Source organism: Clostridium vincentii, assembly GCF_002995745.1.
GTDB classification, from domain to species: Bacteria; Bacillota; Clostridia; order Clostridiales; family Clostridiaceae; genus Clostridium; species Clostridium vincentii.
On sequence record NZ_PVXQ01000032.1, the window covers coordinates 23555 to 39562 of the forward strand.

Below are 16008 nucleotides of genomic sequence, written 5' to 3' on the forward strand. Positions count from 1 at the left end.
TGGAATTGTAGTAAAATAGAATATAAGAGGATGGAGGGATTAGATGAAAAAATTTATAGTAAGAACAGTAATGACATTCTCGTTAATTTTTATTTCTCTATTTGCTATTACAATGTTTCTTGAGTATAAAAATAAAGATAAACTAAATACTCAAGTTAAAGTTGAATATAAAGTTTCTGATGGAGAAATTGTAGTACCAGATACCCCTGCAAAGGTAGAGGCCAATTATGAATTTTCACAAGTATTCTTTTATAGTGGATTAGCAATAAGTTTAGCATCACCGTTACTATTTTTTAAATATGGTGGTACAGCAGTAATAAAAAAGATTGGATTTAAAAAGAAAATTTTAGAGGCAGGATGCTTCTGTCTTCTTTATGGAGTATTCACAGAATTTTTAATTTTCCCTAAAGCATTGTTTAGTGCTTTTTATAGGGCAAGATTAGTTGGATTAAGTACAGCGAGTTTCTCTGACTTTATGGGGAGGTATTTTCAGAGGAGTATGTTTTACGCTTTAGAAATGCTACCAATTGCAATGATAGTATATATAATTTTTATAAAAAGAAAAAGATGGTATATTTATGTTTCTATTATTTTAGTTTTAATAGCAATTGGTGGAGCTTATATTTCTCCATACATAGATGAAATGCAAAATGATTTAGAATCTATGGAAGATGGAGAACTTAAAAATAGTATTTTAGAATTGGCAAAGAATTCAGGGGTTGAAGATTTAGACATTAGAGTTGTAGAAAAGAGTAATATTACAAATAGTGTTAATGCTTATATGACGGGTATAGGAGGGAGCAGGAGAATTGTTTTTTGGGATACTACCTTAAAGCTAAGTAATAAAGAAATTTTAGCTATAGCTGCTCATGAAATGGGGCATTATGAAATGAACCATATCCAGAAAAGTATTACACTAAGTGTCTTTATGACTATATTCTTAATACTTGTGAGTCATAATATTATGTGCAAATATAAAGGACGGGAGTATAGATTAATAGATAATATACCTAAAATGCTATTCATTTTAAATATTTTATTGGTAGTAGCAGCTCCTATTGAAACTGCATATTCTAGAAAAATGGAATATGCGGCAGATCAATTTGCCATGGAAGCAACTAATGATGGATACACAAATGGATCTTTGGAGATTAGATTTATTCAGCAGAATTTAAGTCCAATAGATGTGAATTCTTTATATAAGTGGTTAGTCTATGACCATCCCACTGTTAAAGACAGAATAGAGCATAGTAATGAGTTTATTGAAAATATGAAATAATAAAAAAAGCCGCAAAATATTTGCGGCTTTTTATTATGTATAGAAAGTGAAAATTGAAAGTTGAGAATGGAAAGTTGAAGGTTAGAATTTTTTTGAATGCAATAAGTTTCATCCTATAACTCCCCGCAAGGGGCGCCCTTCGGGTGTCAATTTTCAATTAGCAAAGGTGGCGTAGCCACTTTGATCTTACAGTCTGGATGTAAAATACTGTGCAGGAATATATCCTTGCTTAATTCCCTCAATAATTAATAAGTAGGTTGCAGCTGTATCGAATCTAGCATCATGGAAATTACCGCTGCCTTTAAACAATTTATCAGCTGTAGAAGCTATTTGCTCCTTACTTATCTTTAAAAACTTAATTACCTCTTCAAGCTTAGGATTCTTAATTTCGCCATTGGCTTTAGGAAGTCTACATATATCTCTATAGTATTGCATAGTACAGAAGGTGCGTTTAGGTTCATAGTCTATACCCATACCAGATAGTTCATGCTTCATAAATTTTACATCAAAGTTAACGTTATGCCCTATTACAAAATCACACCCTTGAAAATCAGATTCAAATTGTGGAAGGACATCCTCGAAATATTTTCCTTCAGATAGCTCGTATAATTTTTCAGCTGAAAAACCATGAATAGCTTCAGCAGATGGATCAACTTCATCAACTGAAATGAAAATATTATTTCCCTTTGTTACTTGAGGTTTAATTGAGGCATCAATAGTAATATAACTTAACTGGCATATTTGCCCAGGTTTTAAACTTGTTGTTTCAGTATCGAAAACTAGTAATTTCATTATAGTTCCTCCTAATATTTATAACATATAAAAATAGTATATCATATTTTTATCTAGTGACCTATAATGAAGTGTCTAACTAGTAATTAATTTACAATAGGAGAGTGGATAGAACCTAGAGAAATAATTTGTATAAGCAACTTACACAAATTAAGACTTAAAGGATAATTGATAATAGTTACTACTTAGTATATAATGCAAATGTATCAGAAAGAGATTATAGTTTCCTTGAGGAATTATAAATTAGGAGGAGAATTAATATGATAGTAGATGGAAAAAGAAAAGTTTCGATTGTAGGAGCTGGGTTTGTAGGTGCTACCACCGCATTTACATTAATGAATAGTGGGATAGCTACAGAAATATGCTTATACGATATTAATATGGATAAAGCCCTTGGAGAAGTTATGGATTTGGTTCATGGTACATCCTTTGTAAAACCTGTGAATATATATGCAGGAGGGATAAGTGAAACGAAGGATTCAGATATAATAATTATTACTGCTGGAGCTGGACAAAAAGAAGGAGAAACTAGATTAGATCTTATAGATAAAAATTACAATATATTTAAAGGTTTTATACCTCAAATTGCAAAGGCTAGCCCTAATGCAATTCTTTTGGTTGTATCCAATCCTGTTGATGTATTAGCTTATATAACTCATAAATTATCAGGCTTCCCTAAAGAGAGAGTTATTGGCTCAGGAACAGTATTAGATACTTCAAGATTAAAATATATTTTAGGTAAGTATTTTAATGTTAATAATAATAATATCCATGGATATGTTATTGGTGAACATGGGGATAGTGAGGTTGTTACATGGAGTGCTGGTAGAATAGGATCTCAACGCTTTGATGGATATTCAGATCAAAGAAACTTAGAGTGGGATGATCAAATAAAAGATGTAATAGAGCAAGATGTTAAAAATGCCGCTTATGAAATTATAAAAAGAAAGAAAGCTACCTATTTTGCTATAGGCCTTGCAGTTAATAGAATAGTTGAAGCAATATTTAGAGATGAGAATACTATTCTAACAGTATCTACTTTATTTGAAGGACAATATGGATTGAATGATATTTATTTAGCAATTCCTACTATAGTAAACAGATTAGGAGCTACTAGGATAATGGAAATGCCTTTAGCAAAAGAAGAAGAAGAAAAACTAAAAAAGTCAGCTGATATATTAAAAGGACATTTAAATCAGTGCCATTTATAAGATATCTTCAAATCCTCTTTCATAATATTTGAAAGAGGATTTCCCTTTTTTTTGTAGAATATTAAAATAATATTACTTTTATTGAAATATTGTGTTATTCATTATATAATAAATGGGAATAAATAATCTGCTAAGGTAGATTTTAAAGAGAGGGAAACAATGATAAGAAATAAGAAGAAAACTATAAATAGAAATAACAAGAAAATAAATAGAAAGTTTAGCTGGAAATTACTATTAGGATTTATATTATTTCAACTTATATTCACTGTAATAACGGCCCCTTTTGTTTTATTATATGGCCCATTTGAAGAGGCCAAAAAAACTTATGTTTCATCAGCGAAGGCTAGCATGAATTATCAATGGCTAGCAACAATGTTTTTATCAGATGAGAAAATAGCTGAACTTACAGGTGAAAATGAGGCAACAGTGGATATTACAAATGAAGATAATAGCCTTATAGAAATTCCTAAGGCTAAGGATGATACTATTGAATACCAAATGGTGACAGGAGATTCAAATGCAAAGTTTAAAGGATATGCATTAGTAATAAAGGACCCTACTAGAGTAAAAGTAGGAATTACATCAAAACTAAATAAAGAGGGAGAGACAGTTTCTGAAATTGCAGATAATTATGATGCAGTTGCAGCTATAAATGGAGGCTACTTTACTGATGATGAAGGTGCGGAAAAATGGACATCAAATGGTGGTATTCCAGTTGGATATTTAATGTCAGAAGGAAAGGAATTACATAATGGTGTAGGACCTGGTAGTACAACTATGGTAGCTATAACGCAAGATGGATTAATGCAAGTTGGTAAGTTTACTGTTGCTGAATTGAAGGAAAAGAATATTTCAGAAGCCATGACTTACAAAGACAAAGAGACATTAGTTAATGGAGGAGAAGCGGTTCCTATATATGAAGAGTCATCATCACCAAGAACTATGATAGGACAACGTAAGAATGGATCAATTGTTTTTGTAATTCTTGATTCTAAGAACCCTGAAACCAGAATGGCAGCAACATTAAAGGAAGCCCAGGAGGTAATGATTAAGCTAGGATGCTATACTGCAGTTAACTTAGACGGAGGAAAATCAGCAACCATGTATCTTAATGACGAGGTTATCAATAATCCATCATATGCTTTAGGGGAAAGACCAATCGCATCAGGATTTATAGTTAAACGATGAGAGTGAGGTAGCAAAATGAAAAAAATTAATAAGATAATAGTTTGGGCAATGCTCTCAATTATGATGCAATGTGCAGGGTTGTTGTATCTGGATAAGGTGTTTTTTAAAGAATCATCAGAGTTTACTGTAGAAAAAGTAGAGATTACTACCAAAAACACAGAGGCAAATGTATCTATACCAACTAATGCAGAAAAAGTTGAAGTATCCTTTGATGGAAGGTTTATTACATATTATCTCGATGATAAATTTATGTTAGTTAATATTAAGACATCGGAAATTACCGAAATATTAGCGGATAAAGAAATACTTTTTACTGGTTGGGTACCAAATAATAATGTGATAATTATAGCTGAGGAGCTATACGGAAAAGTGAATATAAACACATATAATGTAAAGAATGAAGTTGAGAATCCTATAGGTGACGTAGCTTCTTATAAAAATGGCACGGAAGTTAGTGATATTGTTGTATCGGCTAAAACTGGATCAAAATATGTGTGTATAAGTAGTGGAGGGGATAGTTCTACAATTTACCGAATAGGGATTGAAAATGATGATATGAAAGCTCTTTATAATAGGGTGACAACCTTAGGGAGTATTACAGCCTTACCACTTAAGGATGTACTTATATATGAAGACTCTTACTATAATAACTTCTATAGATATGCTAATGGCTCAAGAGAAAAGATTGATTTTGCTAATGCAAATAATTTAGTTATTCTAGGTGCTGGTAGCGATAATATGATTTATATGGGTGAATTATCAGGAGATAAGGTAGTTAAGATAATCTATGGAGTAGATGAAACAGATTCATCCACCTGGAAAACTGAGACATTGGAAGAAGCAAAGGATATTAAGGATATTACCATTAATAGTAAGAATGAAATTCTAATAAATGATAATCTTAAAGGAATAGTTAAAAATATTACAACAGGCAATACTATAACTTACGAAGGAACGTTTATGACAGTTAATGATAAGGTAGTTTGTTATTCAGATAATGGGAAAATTTATTTGAAGAGCGTAACGGATGTAGATAAAAAAGTCACTACTAAAAAATAATATTCTTAGCCTTAGGACTCTTGGTCTTAGGGCTATATTTATGATATAATACCAATCACATAATATTTTATGATAGGAGAGGAATATGGATCGTTTATTTTCAATATTAGTTTCAATACCTGCAATTCTTTTAGCCTTCACATGTCATGAGTTTGCTCATGCTAAGGTTGCAGACATGTTAGGTGACAAAACTCCCAGGTTTCAAGGTAGGCTTACATTTAACCCAATAAAGCATCTTGACCCACTAGGAACATTGCTAATTTTAATAGTTGGATTTGGATGGGCGAAACCTGTACAAACAAATCCATCTGCATATAAGAATTATTATATGGATGATTTAAAAGTTAGCCTTGCAGGCCCTTTAACTAATTTAGTTTTAGCTTTTATAGGATATATTTGCTATAAAGTAGTTATTATATTACAGGTTCAATCAGGAATAGTACCAGGGACTATTATTATTGTTCTAATTAATATGATTTACGCAGTATTTACAATTAACACTATGTTATTTGTATTTAATTTATTACCATTGCCAGGTCTAGATGGCTTTGCAGTATTAAGAGATTTAAAGCCAAAATTCTTTTATAAGATAAGTGACTCGATATACAAATATCAAATGATAATTATAATACTTATAATAGTTGGAGGTTCAAAAATTATACGAATACCAATTAATTATCTTCAAGATGGAATAGCAACTTTAGGAAACGGAATTTTAAGTATTTTTTTCTAACATAGGAGGACTAAAAAATGAGATTAAGGAAAAACTGGGGGGCCAGACCAGAGCTTGAAGCAAACAAACTTTTTATAAATAAGCCTACAGAAATGCAGGGAAAGTGGAAAGAAGAGTTTGGAAACAGCAATCCAATTCATTTAGAACTTGGATGTGGCAGAGGCGGATTTATTACAGCGAAAAGCTTAAAGTGTCCTGAAATAAACTATATTGGAGTAGATTTAAAGGATGAGGTTCTTGTTTGTGCACTTAATAAGCTTGAGGAACAAGAGGAAGAGGTTCATAATGCAAGGCTAGTTGCTCTAAATATAAGTTTTATCGCAGAAATTTTTAAAAAAGACGAGATAGATAAAATATATATAAATTTTTGTAATCCATGGCCTAAGGATAGACATAATAAGAGAAGGCTAACTCATAGAAGATTCTTAGCAGAATATAAAAGCTTTTTAAAGAGTGGATCACAGATATGGTTTAAGACAGATAATACAGAACTTTTTAATGAGTCTCAGGAATATTTTAAGGAATCTGGATTTAATTTAGATTTTATAACCTATAATTTACACGAGTCAGATTTTAAAGAAAATATAATGACAGAATATGAGACTAAGTTTACAAAACTTGGAATGAGTACTATGTTTTTAATAGGAACCTTAAAGTAAAGAAAAGCTCTGAAGTATTTCAGCAATACTTCAGGGCTTTTCTTTTAACCTTTTTCTATTATTAAGTCTTTATTGTAAATATCTTTAAAGTTTCTAGTTGCTCTTAGAGCTTCTTTAATTTCAAGATATAAATCTGTATCTGAAAAAACTGTAATTATAACTGAATCTACAGTTATTGAAACCTGTAAATCATTAACAGCACCTTCAAGACTCCTATCTAAACCTTCTGATATTTTCAAGAGAACACCAATTTCATCGATTACCTTAATATCTAGTTTATTTATCATTGAACAAAATGAAGGTAGAGGCAAATGGTAACTATTATTTCTGTGTGAGGCTGAAATCGCAGCACTCATTAATAGTTCCTTGTGAGTTAACCCATTAATATAAGAATTTAAAATTATATAAAATGAATGTCTATGATGATTATAATAGTCAATGCTTATACCACAGTCATGTAATATAGAAGCGGTTTTTATTACATTGTTATATTTATCACCTAATTTATGTAGGGGTTTTAATGCTTCAAAAAGCTTCGTAATTATCCCAAAAACATGATCAGCATGGTCCCTATTTATATTTAAGTTTCGACCAAGGCCATTTAAGCTATAATCTAAAATATCTGAAATTGGTTCATAATTTTCAGTTATATATTCAAACATTAAACCTTCTTTAAGTCCACGTCCAGAAACAATTACATCTTGTACGCCTAAGTAATTAATAATTCCTTGAAAAATGGCAGCTCCTCCAACGATTATATCAGGTCTATCAGGTGATAATCCTTCTAGTCTCTTTCTCTGAATTAGATTTTTAGACTTCACAAGATTATACATATCATGAATATCTAAGTCTGTAGTAGTATATTGATGAGTTACATCTAAAGGATATTTCTTTTTCCGTCTATCCATTTTGGTAAGAGCTCGTACTGTTCCACCAATTCCTATAATGGCTTCGAATTTTCTACCACATAGAGAAGATAATTTCTGAAGTTCATCATCTATACATGATAAAGCTGCTGATAGATCCTCTGTAAGAATTCCATCGTTAAGGTTATATTTATAGCTTAAGTTAACTGAGCCGATAGGCAGAGTAAAACTATCTTTTATTTTTCCGTCTAAAATCCAAGCTACATGGGTGGAACTACCTGCAATATCTACTATAAGAGCATTAGTAAAATACATACTATTTTTTACTCCAAGATAGGTATAATAAATTTCTTCTTCATCAGATAGAATAGTAACATCTATATCTAGCTCTTCCTTAATCAGTTTTACAACAATATCTTTGTTGCTAGATAACCTAAAGGATTCAGTTGCAACTGTTATAACTTTTTTTGCTCCTGACACAGAGTATAGAGACTTAAAACTTCTTAGAGTTGATAAAATATCCTGTATTCTATCGGAAGATATTTCATCACCATTAATCAAATCACTACAAAGTCTTACAGATGATGATAATTCATCAATTATACGAAAATATCCACCTTCTTCAACTTCAGTAAGCATAAACCTAACTGAATTACTACCAATTACAATAACACCAACTCTATTCATTATAATCCCCTCTTTATCTATAAATTTATAGGCTTAATTATACTACAGTAAACAGAAAAATGTTGAAGAATTTATATGTTGACATAAAAACTTTTTTATAGTTATAATATATAGAAGATTAATAAGAAAAGCAGCAAGAGATTGCGTTATGAAGTTAAGTGACATTCACTGCAATTAGAGTGGTACAGCGGATTATTCCGTCTCTTGTTTATAAGAGACGGTTTTTTATTTTATAATTGAATAACACATTCAATTAAGAGGAGGATATTATGGATTACAAAAAGAAGGTTGCGAAACTGATTAGTTTGGAAGTTGAATTAGAACAAGAAAAAATTGAGCAATTGATAGAAATTCCACCAAGATCAGAAATGGGGGATTTTGCTTTTCCATGCTTTCAACTTGCAAAGACCATGAAAAAGTCTCCAAACATGATAGCTAAGGAATTAAGTGAAAAATTCAACAAAGAGGGTTTTGAAAAAATAGAGAACCTAGGACCTTATGTTAATTTTTTCGCAGATAAGGGAAGTTTTACAGAAAATACTATAGAGAAGATATTAACTGAAGGAGATAATTATGGTGCTTCTAATGTAGGAGAAGGAAAGACTGTATGTGTAGAGTATTCTTCTCCAAACATTGCAAAGCCTTTTCATGTAGGACATTTATTTTCTACTGCTATAGGAAATGCTTTATATAATATGTATAAAAAACAAGGGTATACAGCCGTAGGAATAAATCATATGGGAGACTGGGGTACTCAATTTGGTAAGTTAATATCTGCTTATCATAGATGGGTTGATCAGGAGGCGTTAGAAAAAAATGCTATAGATGAATTATTAAGAATATACGTTAAGTTTCATGATGAGGCTGAAAAGGATCCATCATTAGAAGATGAAGCAAGAGCATATTTTAAATCTCTAGAGGATGGAGATAAAGAAACAGAAGCTTTGTGGAAGAAATTTAGAGATTTAAGCCTTAAAGAGTTTGAAAGAGTATATAAAATTCTTGGAGTAGAATTTGATTCATATGCAGGAGAAGCCTTCTATAATGATAAGATGGATGTTGTTGTACAAGAACTTAGAGATAAAAAACTTTTAGTTAAAAGTAATGGGGCGCAGGTTGTTATGCTTGAAGATTATAATATGCCACCATGTATTGTTTTAAAGGGTGATGGAGCTTCTATTTATGCTACAAGAGATTTAGCAGCTGCAAACTATAGAAAGAATACTTATAATTTTTATAAAAGTATATATGTTGTTGGATCTCCACAAGCATTGCACTTTAAACAAGTATTTAAGGTGTTAGAACTAGCAGGAAACGAATGGGCAAAGGATTGTGTTCATGTTGGGTTTGGCCTAGTTAAATTTGCTGACAGGAAGCTTTCCACAAGGAAAGGTGAAGTAGTACTACTTGATGATTTAATTAGAGAATCAGTAGATAAGACTCTAGAAGTTATAAACGAAAGTAAGAAAGAAATAGAGAATAAAGAAGATGTCGCAAAGAAGATAGGTGTAGGTGCTGTAATATTTAATTATCTTAAGAACTCTCGAGAAAAGGATATTATATTTGATTGGAAAGAAATACTTTCCTTTGAAGGGGAGACAGGTCCTTATGTGCAGTATGCATATGCAAGAGCTCGAAGCATTTTAAGAAGTGCTGTAGACATTCAAGGTAGAGTTAATTATAGTAAATTAACTACTAAGGAAGAATTTGAACTTGTTAAAGCTTTGGAAGGATTTAATAAAAATATACTTATAGCTTTAGATAAATTAGAACCATCAATATTAACTAGGTACGTGATTGAGGTAGCTAAATCATTTAATAAATTCTATAATGCTCATTCAGTATTAAATTTAGACGATGAGGATTTAAAAGCTACTAGACTTAAGCTAGTTGAAGCAACTTGCCAAGTTATTAAAAATGGGCTTAAGCTTATTGGACTAGAAGTTGTAGAAAGAATGTAGCTAGGATAAATGAAAGGTAGCTTATAAAAGCTACCTTTTTTTATTTATGAGTTCTTTAAATTATGATATAATTATACTATACCAATAGGGGGTGAAGGGGTGTTATTTAATAGAAACATAAAAAAGAGAGATATACTTATAATTATATTTATTATATTAGTTGGATATATAGCTATTGATAATTATACTATTGTATTTAACTTTATAAAAAGATTAATTTATGTAGTATCTCCATTTATATATGCGTTAGTATTTGCGTATGTTTTAAATCCAATAATGAAGTTGCTTGAAAGAAAGTTAAAGCTTAGACGAGGTTTTGCAATTTTATCAACTTATGTACTTATAATAGGAATTATAATAATATTATTGATTTTTGTCGTACCTAATGTAATAGATAGTATTATTTCTATGACATCTGAAATACCTACATATATGGAAACGGTACAAGGATGGATTGATAGTGCTATAAAAAACGAGGATTTATACAATATAGTGAAAAGTGCAGGTTTGTTAGAGTATATAGATGGGTTAACAAAGAAAGGGGGAACCCTTTTAATAGAAATTTTACAAGGGTCTGTTTCTTCCATTTTTTTGATTACAGCTAATATTATTAAAGTAGGTTTTGGTTTTTTGGTTGGAATCTATGTTTTATTAGATAAAGAAAGATTAATTAAAGGTGTTAAAACATTAATGTTTATTATGCTAAAAGAAGAAAAAGGACAAAAATTGCTATTTTGGACTAGGACATATAATAGAATGATAGGAGCTTATATAGGAACGAAGGCATTGGATTCTCTAATAATAGGATCAATTGCTTTGATAGGTCTAATTATATTGAAGTCACCCTATGCTATATTATTAGCACTAGTTGTTGGAGTTACTAATATGGTGCCTTATTTTGGCCCTCTTGTTGGGGAGCTTGTTGGAGGTATAGTAGGTATATTTATTTCTCCTTCTATGGCTATAGGAACTGTTTTATTTCTAATAGTATTACAACAATTTGATGCTTGGTATTTAGATCCTAAATTAGTTGGAAATAAGGTTGGAGTTAGACCTTTCTTTATTATTTTTGGAGTAATGGTTGGTGGAGGTCTATTTGGAGTCGTAGGAATGCTGCTAGGATCACCTACTATGGCAACTTTAAATATAATGTATGAGCATAAGGTATCAATACTAAAGGTAAGAAATAGAAATTTAATGAAAAGAGTAGAAGAAGAAGAAGATGATGAACAAGAAAATGAAGTAGATAAAGAAGAATAAAAACATCCCCTAGTGTATTATTTTCACTAGGGGATGTTTTTTATAATAAGCATTACAGATCTTTAGTTTCAGATTCTGCAATAGTTTTTTCATCATCTTCAACTAAAATCACATTATCAATGTTTTTAATTAGATCTTCAATATCCTCAATTTCTTCAATGTCCTCAAAGATATATTTATTCCAACTAACTAATATGTGATATAAATTAACTACGTCCTGCTCATTATATAATAGAATGTTTTCTAATTTTTCTTTTGGCATTCTAGAAACATATTCATTATCTTTCATTACCTTATGGAAGGTTTTTGCTAAGTTTGAGCCACTAATAACTTCACTTTGGCGTATTATTCCAAAAAATTTTTCAAGGTTTTTAAGTCCAATAGATTTAGATTTATATCTTTCATATTCCTTCTGAATATCTATAGAAATAAATTCCGTCTTAAAATCATAATCAATACCAAACTTCTCAAATAGGTAATTGATTACAGTGAAATCATTATTTCCTGAAAAGGTCACTATAGAATCTTTACCTAGATTTTTCATTTTAACAAAATATTTCTTAGCCAAATGCAAGATGTTGATGGATTCACGTCTATTCTCTATCATATATTGTGTTACATGTAATTCTTTTAGTTTAGCATTGTAAACACAAGCTCCGAATACGCCTATACATTTAGGTTTTTTATAAACATAATGTTCTAAATCAAAAAAAATCATATTTTCAGGTAAAAGTTCCATACCTTCATAGTTTAGCATTAAATCCTCTGCAATATCCCCTACCTTAAGGGTGTTTTCTCTAATTATCACAGCATCACTCTTTTCTATGTATTTTGTAAGATGGTACAAATAATTCACTTAATTATATCACTTATTTTTTTAAAATATATAGTTTTGTTTAGTTTATTTGACTTTAAGAGTAAATGATGATATTTTATAATTAAGAATGAGTTTCAGTATGGGGTGTTTTAATGTGTATATGTGATTTGAAGATAGGTGAATTTGGAATAATACATAAGGTTCAAGGTGATGCTAAGTTAGCTAAAAGACTTTCAGCACTTGGATGTGTTGAAGGGACAAGAGTTCAGCTTAAAAGAATAGCACCTCTTGGAGATCCTATAATTTTAAATTTAAGAGGATATGATTTAGCAATAAGGAAAAAAGATGCGAAAAATATATTTCTTCAAGCATAGAGAGGGGTAAGCATGACAACAATAGCATTACTTGGTAATCCTAACGTGGGAAAGACAACTTTATTTAACGCATTAACAGGCTCTAAGCAATATGTTGGAAATTGGCCAGGAGTTACGGTAGATAAAAAAGAAGGATATTTTGGAAATACAAAAATAGTAGATCTTCCTGGGATATATGCAATGGATACTTTTTCGAATGAGGAAAAGGTTTCAAAGAATTTTTTGAAGGATGATGAAGTAGATTTAATACTTAATATAGTGGATGCATCAAATTTAGATAGAAATTTATATTTAACAACTCAGCTAAAAGAATTTAATAAGCCTATAATATTGGCTGTTAACATGGTTGATGTTGCAGAGAGTAAAGGTATTATTATTGATTATAAAAAGCTAGGTAGACTATTAAATGTTAAGGTGATTCCTATATCTGCAACTAAAGGACTTGGATTAGATTCACTTCGTAATTTAATTAAAGAAAATAATTTTAGTAAGAATAATGACAGTGATAAGTTTAAATTTAAAGATGAGAAAGAAGCATATAAATTTATAGAAGAAACTTTAGAACAATGTAAGAAAAAACCTGAAACGGGCAAGGTATCATATTCTGAAAAAGTAGATAAAGTTTTACTAAACCCTTGGCTTGCATATCCTATTTTTATCTTAATGATGATTTTAACATTTCAAATAACTTTTGCTTGGGTGGGACAACCTGTATCAGATATATTAGATGAATTATTAAGTAATTCATTTATGCCGTGGGTAACACAATTACTTAGTAACTCTTCTGATTGGTTCCAGTCATTAATAGTCGAAGGCATAATTGGTGGTGTAGGGGGGATTATAGTTTTATTACCAATAATTTTAGCCTTATTTGTCTGTATAACTATTCTAGAGGATAGTGGGTATATGGCAAGGGTAGCCTTTCTTATGGATAAGATTATGAGAAGGATGGGACTGTCAGGAAAAGCTTTTATTCCTATGATTGTTGGTTTTGGTTGTTCTGTTCCCGCTATAATGACAGCAAGAACATTAGAAAGTGAGAAAGATAGGAAACTTACAGCACTTTTGGTTCCGTTGATGTCTTGTAATGCTAGATTGCCAGTATACACCGTTTTTGCAACAATATTTTTCCCAAAGCATGAAGGGCTAGTAGTAGGTTCTCTTTATGTATTAGGTATAATAATTGCTTTTTTTATGGGTATACTATTTAAAAATACAATTTTTAAGAAGGATGAAGAACCCTTTATAATAGAACTTCCTGAATATAAAATGCCCCGGGTTGAATCGGTATTAAGACAAACTTTTGATAAGGGTAAGGGATTTTTAAAGAAAGCAGGGACAATAATATTTGCTATGAGTGTAGTAATATGGTTTCTATCAAACTTTAACATTACCGGAATGGTACAAGATGTTAATGAAAGTATATTAGCCGATATAGGGTCGATAATAGCGCCAGTATTTGCACCCTTAGGTTTCGGAAATTGGCAATCAGCAGTGTCACTGCTTTCAGGGCTATTAGCTAAAGAAACAGTTTTATCATCAATGCAGGTTATATTTGGTGGAGATTTATCAGTAACGTTAACATCTCATTTCACTGCATTGTCAGCTTATTCCTTCCTAGTATTTATATTACTGTATACCCCTTGTGTATCAGTAATTGGAGCTATGAAAAAGGAATATGGAACAAAACTCACAATATTTTCAGTTACATATCAGCTTATATTAGCTTGGATAATGTCATTCCTAGTTTTTAATGTTGGAAGTTTATTCTTTTAGGAGAAGGTGAGAACATGGAAATAGTAATAACTATAACAATTCTTTTAGTGGCAATATATATAATCTATAAAAATATTAAAAAATCATCAGATGGAGAATGTAATTGTGGTTCATGCTCAAAGGATTGCCCTTCAAAAAAAAAGAAGGAAAAATAAAATTATAAAAAAGTAGCTATTGCAAATAAAATGCAATAGCTACTTTTGGGTTAAAATTTAAAGTTGAAAATTAAGATAAGAAGCTCTAACTCTCAATTCCCCGCAAGGGGTGCCCGAAGGGCATCAATTCTCAACTTTCAATTCTTATACTAGTGCCATCAGAAGAAATAATTATAGAGCCATCTTTATCAGTTCGAAAGATTTTTATTTTATTATCTTCAAGTAGTTTTAAAGTTTGCTTAGTAGGATGACCATAGCTATTATCAATGCCTACACAGATAATCCCTAGTGACGGAGAAACCGCTCTAAGAAATTCTTCTGAAGTGGAAGAGGACGAGCCGTGATGTCCGAGTTTTAACACATCTGCCTTTAAGTCCGCATTTGTTTTTAAAACTTCCTTTTCAACTTCTTTCTCAGCATCTCCTGTAAATAGAAAAGAATTTGATCCAAATTGAATTTTAATTATAGGTGAATAATTATTTAAATTTTCATATTTATCAGTATTAGGCGAATAAATTGAAACCTTAGTACTAGCACCTAAGTCAATTGAATCAACACCAGCTTTAATTGAATTAATTTTTAAATCCTTATCTTTAAGAGCATCTACCATCTTCTCAAAGGTTTTAGTATTTGTTTCAACTTTTGGAGCATAAAAAGCGCCTATTTCATATTTTTTAATGATATCCGCCATGTTTCCTATATGATCCTCGTGAGGATGGGTAGCAATGACATAATCAAGTTTTTCAATCTTTAACTTTGAAAGATAGTTTAATAGATCATTTTTCCCACTTTTAGGTCCAGCATCTATTAATAAATTTTTATTATTAACTTGTATAAGGATAGAGTCACCTTGACCTACATCTATATAGTGTACATTAATATCTCCCTTTCCACTTATATAATCTAAAGAAGTATTTGAATTAAGCTTAATCAAATTACAGCTAGATAAGAAGAGTGACATTATAGAAAGGATAATTGTTATGAAGAATATTCTTTTTTTCATTTTTATCTCCTTAATATCTTTAGTATACTATCCAATAGTTTAACATGATATACAAAGCTATATGTTAGAGTATAATTTTAGTAGGCAAAGGTAGCAAAAAAATAAAGGAGATGTAAAAACATCTCCCCAATACATAAATTATCCATTATAATTTTATTGCTAAGATAAAAAGAATGGAGTTGGATTTA

Annotated in this window: 15 protein-coding genes; 11 read left to right on the forward strand and 4 right to left on the reverse strand. The window is 30.6% G+C overall.

All coding sequences use genetic code 11. The features are described 5' to 3' along the window. Positions 1-43: 43 nt before the first annotated feature. Complete coding sequence (locus tag CLVI_RS12920) at positions 44-1279, forward strand: M48 family metalloprotease (RefSeq protein WP_106060539.1); 1236 nt, start codon at positions 44-46, stop codon at positions 1277-1279. Positions 1280-1465: 186 nt separating this feature from the next. Here the strand turns inward: CLVI_RS12920 and CLVI_RS12925 are convergent, their stop codons facing one another. Beyond that, on the reverse strand, positions 1466-2071 hold the full coding sequence (locus CLVI_RS12925) for a 3'-5' exonuclease (RefSeq protein WP_106060540.1): 606 nt from the start codon (positions 2069-2071) through the stop codon (positions 1466-1468). Between the two features lie 260 nt (positions 2072-2331). On the opposite strand from CLVI_RS12925, the gene CLVI_RS12930 reads away from it, so the two are divergent. From CLVI_RS12930 to trmB, 5 genes are all read left to right on the forward strand, one after another. Continuing rightward, positions 2332-3282: an L-lactate dehydrogenase gene (locus CLVI_RS12930; RefSeq protein ID WP_170065671.1), complete on the forward strand. Its 951-nt coding sequence runs from the start codon at positions 2332-2334 to the stop codon at positions 3280-3282. A gap of 159 nt (positions 3283-3441) precedes the next feature. Further along, positions 3442-4470 carry a phosphodiester glycosidase family protein gene (locus CLVI_RS12935; RefSeq protein ID WP_106060541.1) on the forward strand — a complete coding sequence of 343 codons (1029 nt, stop codon included), beginning with the start codon at positions 3442-3444 and terminating at the stop codon, positions 4468-4470. A gap of 15 nt (positions 4471-4485) precedes the next feature. After that, positions 4486-5529, forward strand: coding sequence for a dipeptidyl-peptidase IV (locus CLVI_RS12940; RefSeq protein WP_106060542.1), 1044 nt, complete (start codon positions 4486-4488; stop codon positions 5527-5529). Positions 5530-5614: 85 nt separating this feature from the next. Next, on the forward strand, positions 5615-6262 hold the full coding sequence (locus CLVI_RS12945; protein WP_106060543.1) for a site-2 protease family protein: 648 nt from the start codon (positions 5615-5617) through the stop codon (positions 6260-6262). Between the two features lie 17 nt (positions 6263-6279). After that, a complete protein-coding gene (gene trmB / locus CLVI_RS12950) occupies positions 6280-6921 on the forward strand; it encodes a tRNA (guanosine(46)-N7)-methyltransferase TrmB (RefSeq protein ID WP_106060544.1) in 642 nt (213 codons plus the stop codon). Positions 6922-6965: 44 nt separating this feature from the next. Here trmB and CLVI_RS12955 read toward each other — a convergent pair whose 3' ends face one another. Continuing rightward, positions 6966-8474: a Ppx/GppA phosphatase family protein gene (locus CLVI_RS12955; RefSeq protein WP_106060545.1), complete on the reverse strand. Its 1509-nt coding sequence runs from the start codon at positions 8472-8474 to the stop codon at positions 6966-6968. 269 nt (positions 8475-8743) lie between these two features. Between CLVI_RS12955 and argS the strand changes: the two genes are divergently transcribed. Then, positions 8744-10435, forward strand: a complete 1692-nt coding sequence (gene argS / locus CLVI_RS12960; protein WP_106060546.1) for an arginine--tRNA ligase — start codon at positions 8744-8746, stop codon at positions 10433-10435. Positions 10436-10534: 99 nt separating this feature from the next. Further along, complete coding sequence (locus tag CLVI_RS12965; RefSeq protein ID WP_106060547.1) at positions 10535-11695, forward strand: AI-2E family transporter; 1161 nt, start codon at positions 10535-10537, stop codon at positions 11693-11695. Positions 11696-11747: 52 nt separating this feature from the next. Here CLVI_RS12965 and CLVI_RS12970 read toward each other — a convergent pair whose 3' ends face one another. Beyond that, positions 11748-12503, reverse strand: a complete 756-nt coding sequence (locus CLVI_RS12970) for a ribonuclease H-like domain-containing protein (protein ID WP_106060548.1) — start codon at positions 12501-12503, stop codon at positions 11748-11750. 161 nt (positions 12504-12664) lie between these two features. Here CLVI_RS12970 and CLVI_RS12975 point away from each other — a divergent pair, with 161 nt between their 5' ends. From CLVI_RS12975 to CLVI_RS12985, 3 genes are read left to right on the forward strand one after another with little or no spacing between them, the layout of a single operon-like run. Further along, positions 12665-12886, forward strand: coding sequence for a FeoA family protein (locus CLVI_RS12975; protein ID WP_106060549.1), 222 nt, complete (start codon positions 12665-12667; stop codon positions 12884-12886). A gap of 12 nt (positions 12887-12898) precedes the next feature. After that, the gene (gene feoB, locus CLVI_RS12980; RefSeq protein ID WP_106060550.1) at positions 12899-14662 is read left to right on the forward strand and encodes a ferrous iron transport protein B; all 1764 of its coding nucleotides are present in this window, start codon (positions 12899-12901) and stop codon (positions 14660-14662) included. A gap of 14 nt (positions 14663-14676) precedes the next feature. Beyond that, positions 14677-14817 (forward strand): FeoB-associated Cys-rich membrane protein, encoded by a 141-nt coding sequence (locus CLVI_RS12985; protein WP_106060551.1) that lies wholly within the window; start codon positions 14677-14679, stop codon positions 14815-14817. Positions 14818-14947: 130 nt separating this feature from the next. On the opposite strand, the gene CLVI_RS12990 is transcribed toward CLVI_RS12985, so the two are convergent. Further along, entirely contained in the window at positions 14948-15820 is an 873-nt protein-coding gene (locus CLVI_RS12990; RefSeq protein WP_106060552.1) for a ComEC/Rec2 family competence protein, read from the reverse strand. Between the last annotated feature and the right edge of the window lie 188 nt (positions 15821-16008).

What these genes read in the sequence shown, in the direction of transcription:
- feoB (WP_106060550.1), top strand. Translation starts at nt 12,899, where the DNA reads ATGACAACAATAGCATTACTTGGTAATCCTAACGTGGGAAAGACAACT.
- trmB (WP_106060544.1), top strand. Translation starts at nt 6,280, where the DNA reads ATGAGATTAAGGAAAAACTGGGGGGCCAGACCAGAGCTTGAAGCAAAC.
- CLVI_RS12945 (WP_106060543.1), top strand. Translation starts at nt 5,615, where the DNA reads ATGGATCGTTTATTTTCAATATTAGTTTCAATACCTGCAATTCTTTTA.
- CLVI_RS12935 (WP_106060541.1), top strand. Translation starts at nt 3,442, where the DNA reads ATGATAAGAAATAAGAAGAAAACTATAAATAGAAATAACAAGAAAATA.
- argS (WP_106060546.1), top strand. Translation starts at nt 8,744, where the DNA reads ATGGATTACAAAAAGAAGGTTGCGAAACTGATTAGTTTGGAAGTTGAA.
- CLVI_RS12975 (WP_106060549.1), top strand. Translation starts at nt 12,665, where the DNA reads ATGTGTATATGTGATTTGAAGATAGGTGAATTTGGAATAATACATAAG.
- CLVI_RS12985 (WP_106060551.1), top strand. Translation starts at nt 14,677, where the DNA reads ATGGAAATAGTAATAACTATAACAATTCTTTTAGTGGCAATATATATA.
- CLVI_RS12940 (WP_106060542.1), top strand. Translation starts at nt 4,486, where the DNA reads ATGAAAAAAATTAATAAGATAATAGTTTGGGCAATGCTCTCAATTATG.
- CLVI_RS12930 (WP_170065671.1), top strand. Translation starts at nt 2,332, where the DNA reads ATGATAGTAGATGGAAAAAGAAAAGTTTCGATTGTAGGAGCTGGGTTT.
- CLVI_RS12920 (WP_106060539.1), top strand. Translation starts at nt 44, where the DNA reads ATGAAAAAATTTATAGTAAGAACAGTAATGACATTCTCGTTAATTTTT.
- CLVI_RS12955 (WP_106060545.1), bottom strand. Translation starts at nt 8,474, where the DNA reads ATGAATAGAGTTGGTGTTATTGTAATTGGTAGTAATTCAGTTAGGTTT.
- CLVI_RS12925 (WP_106060540.1), bottom strand. Translation starts at nt 2,071, where the DNA reads ATGAAATTACTAGTTTTCGATACTGAAACAACAAGTTTAAAACCTGGG.
- CLVI_RS12990 (WP_106060552.1), bottom strand. Translation starts at nt 15,820, where the DNA reads ATGAAAAAAAGAATATTCTTCATAACAATTATCCTTTCTATAATGTCA.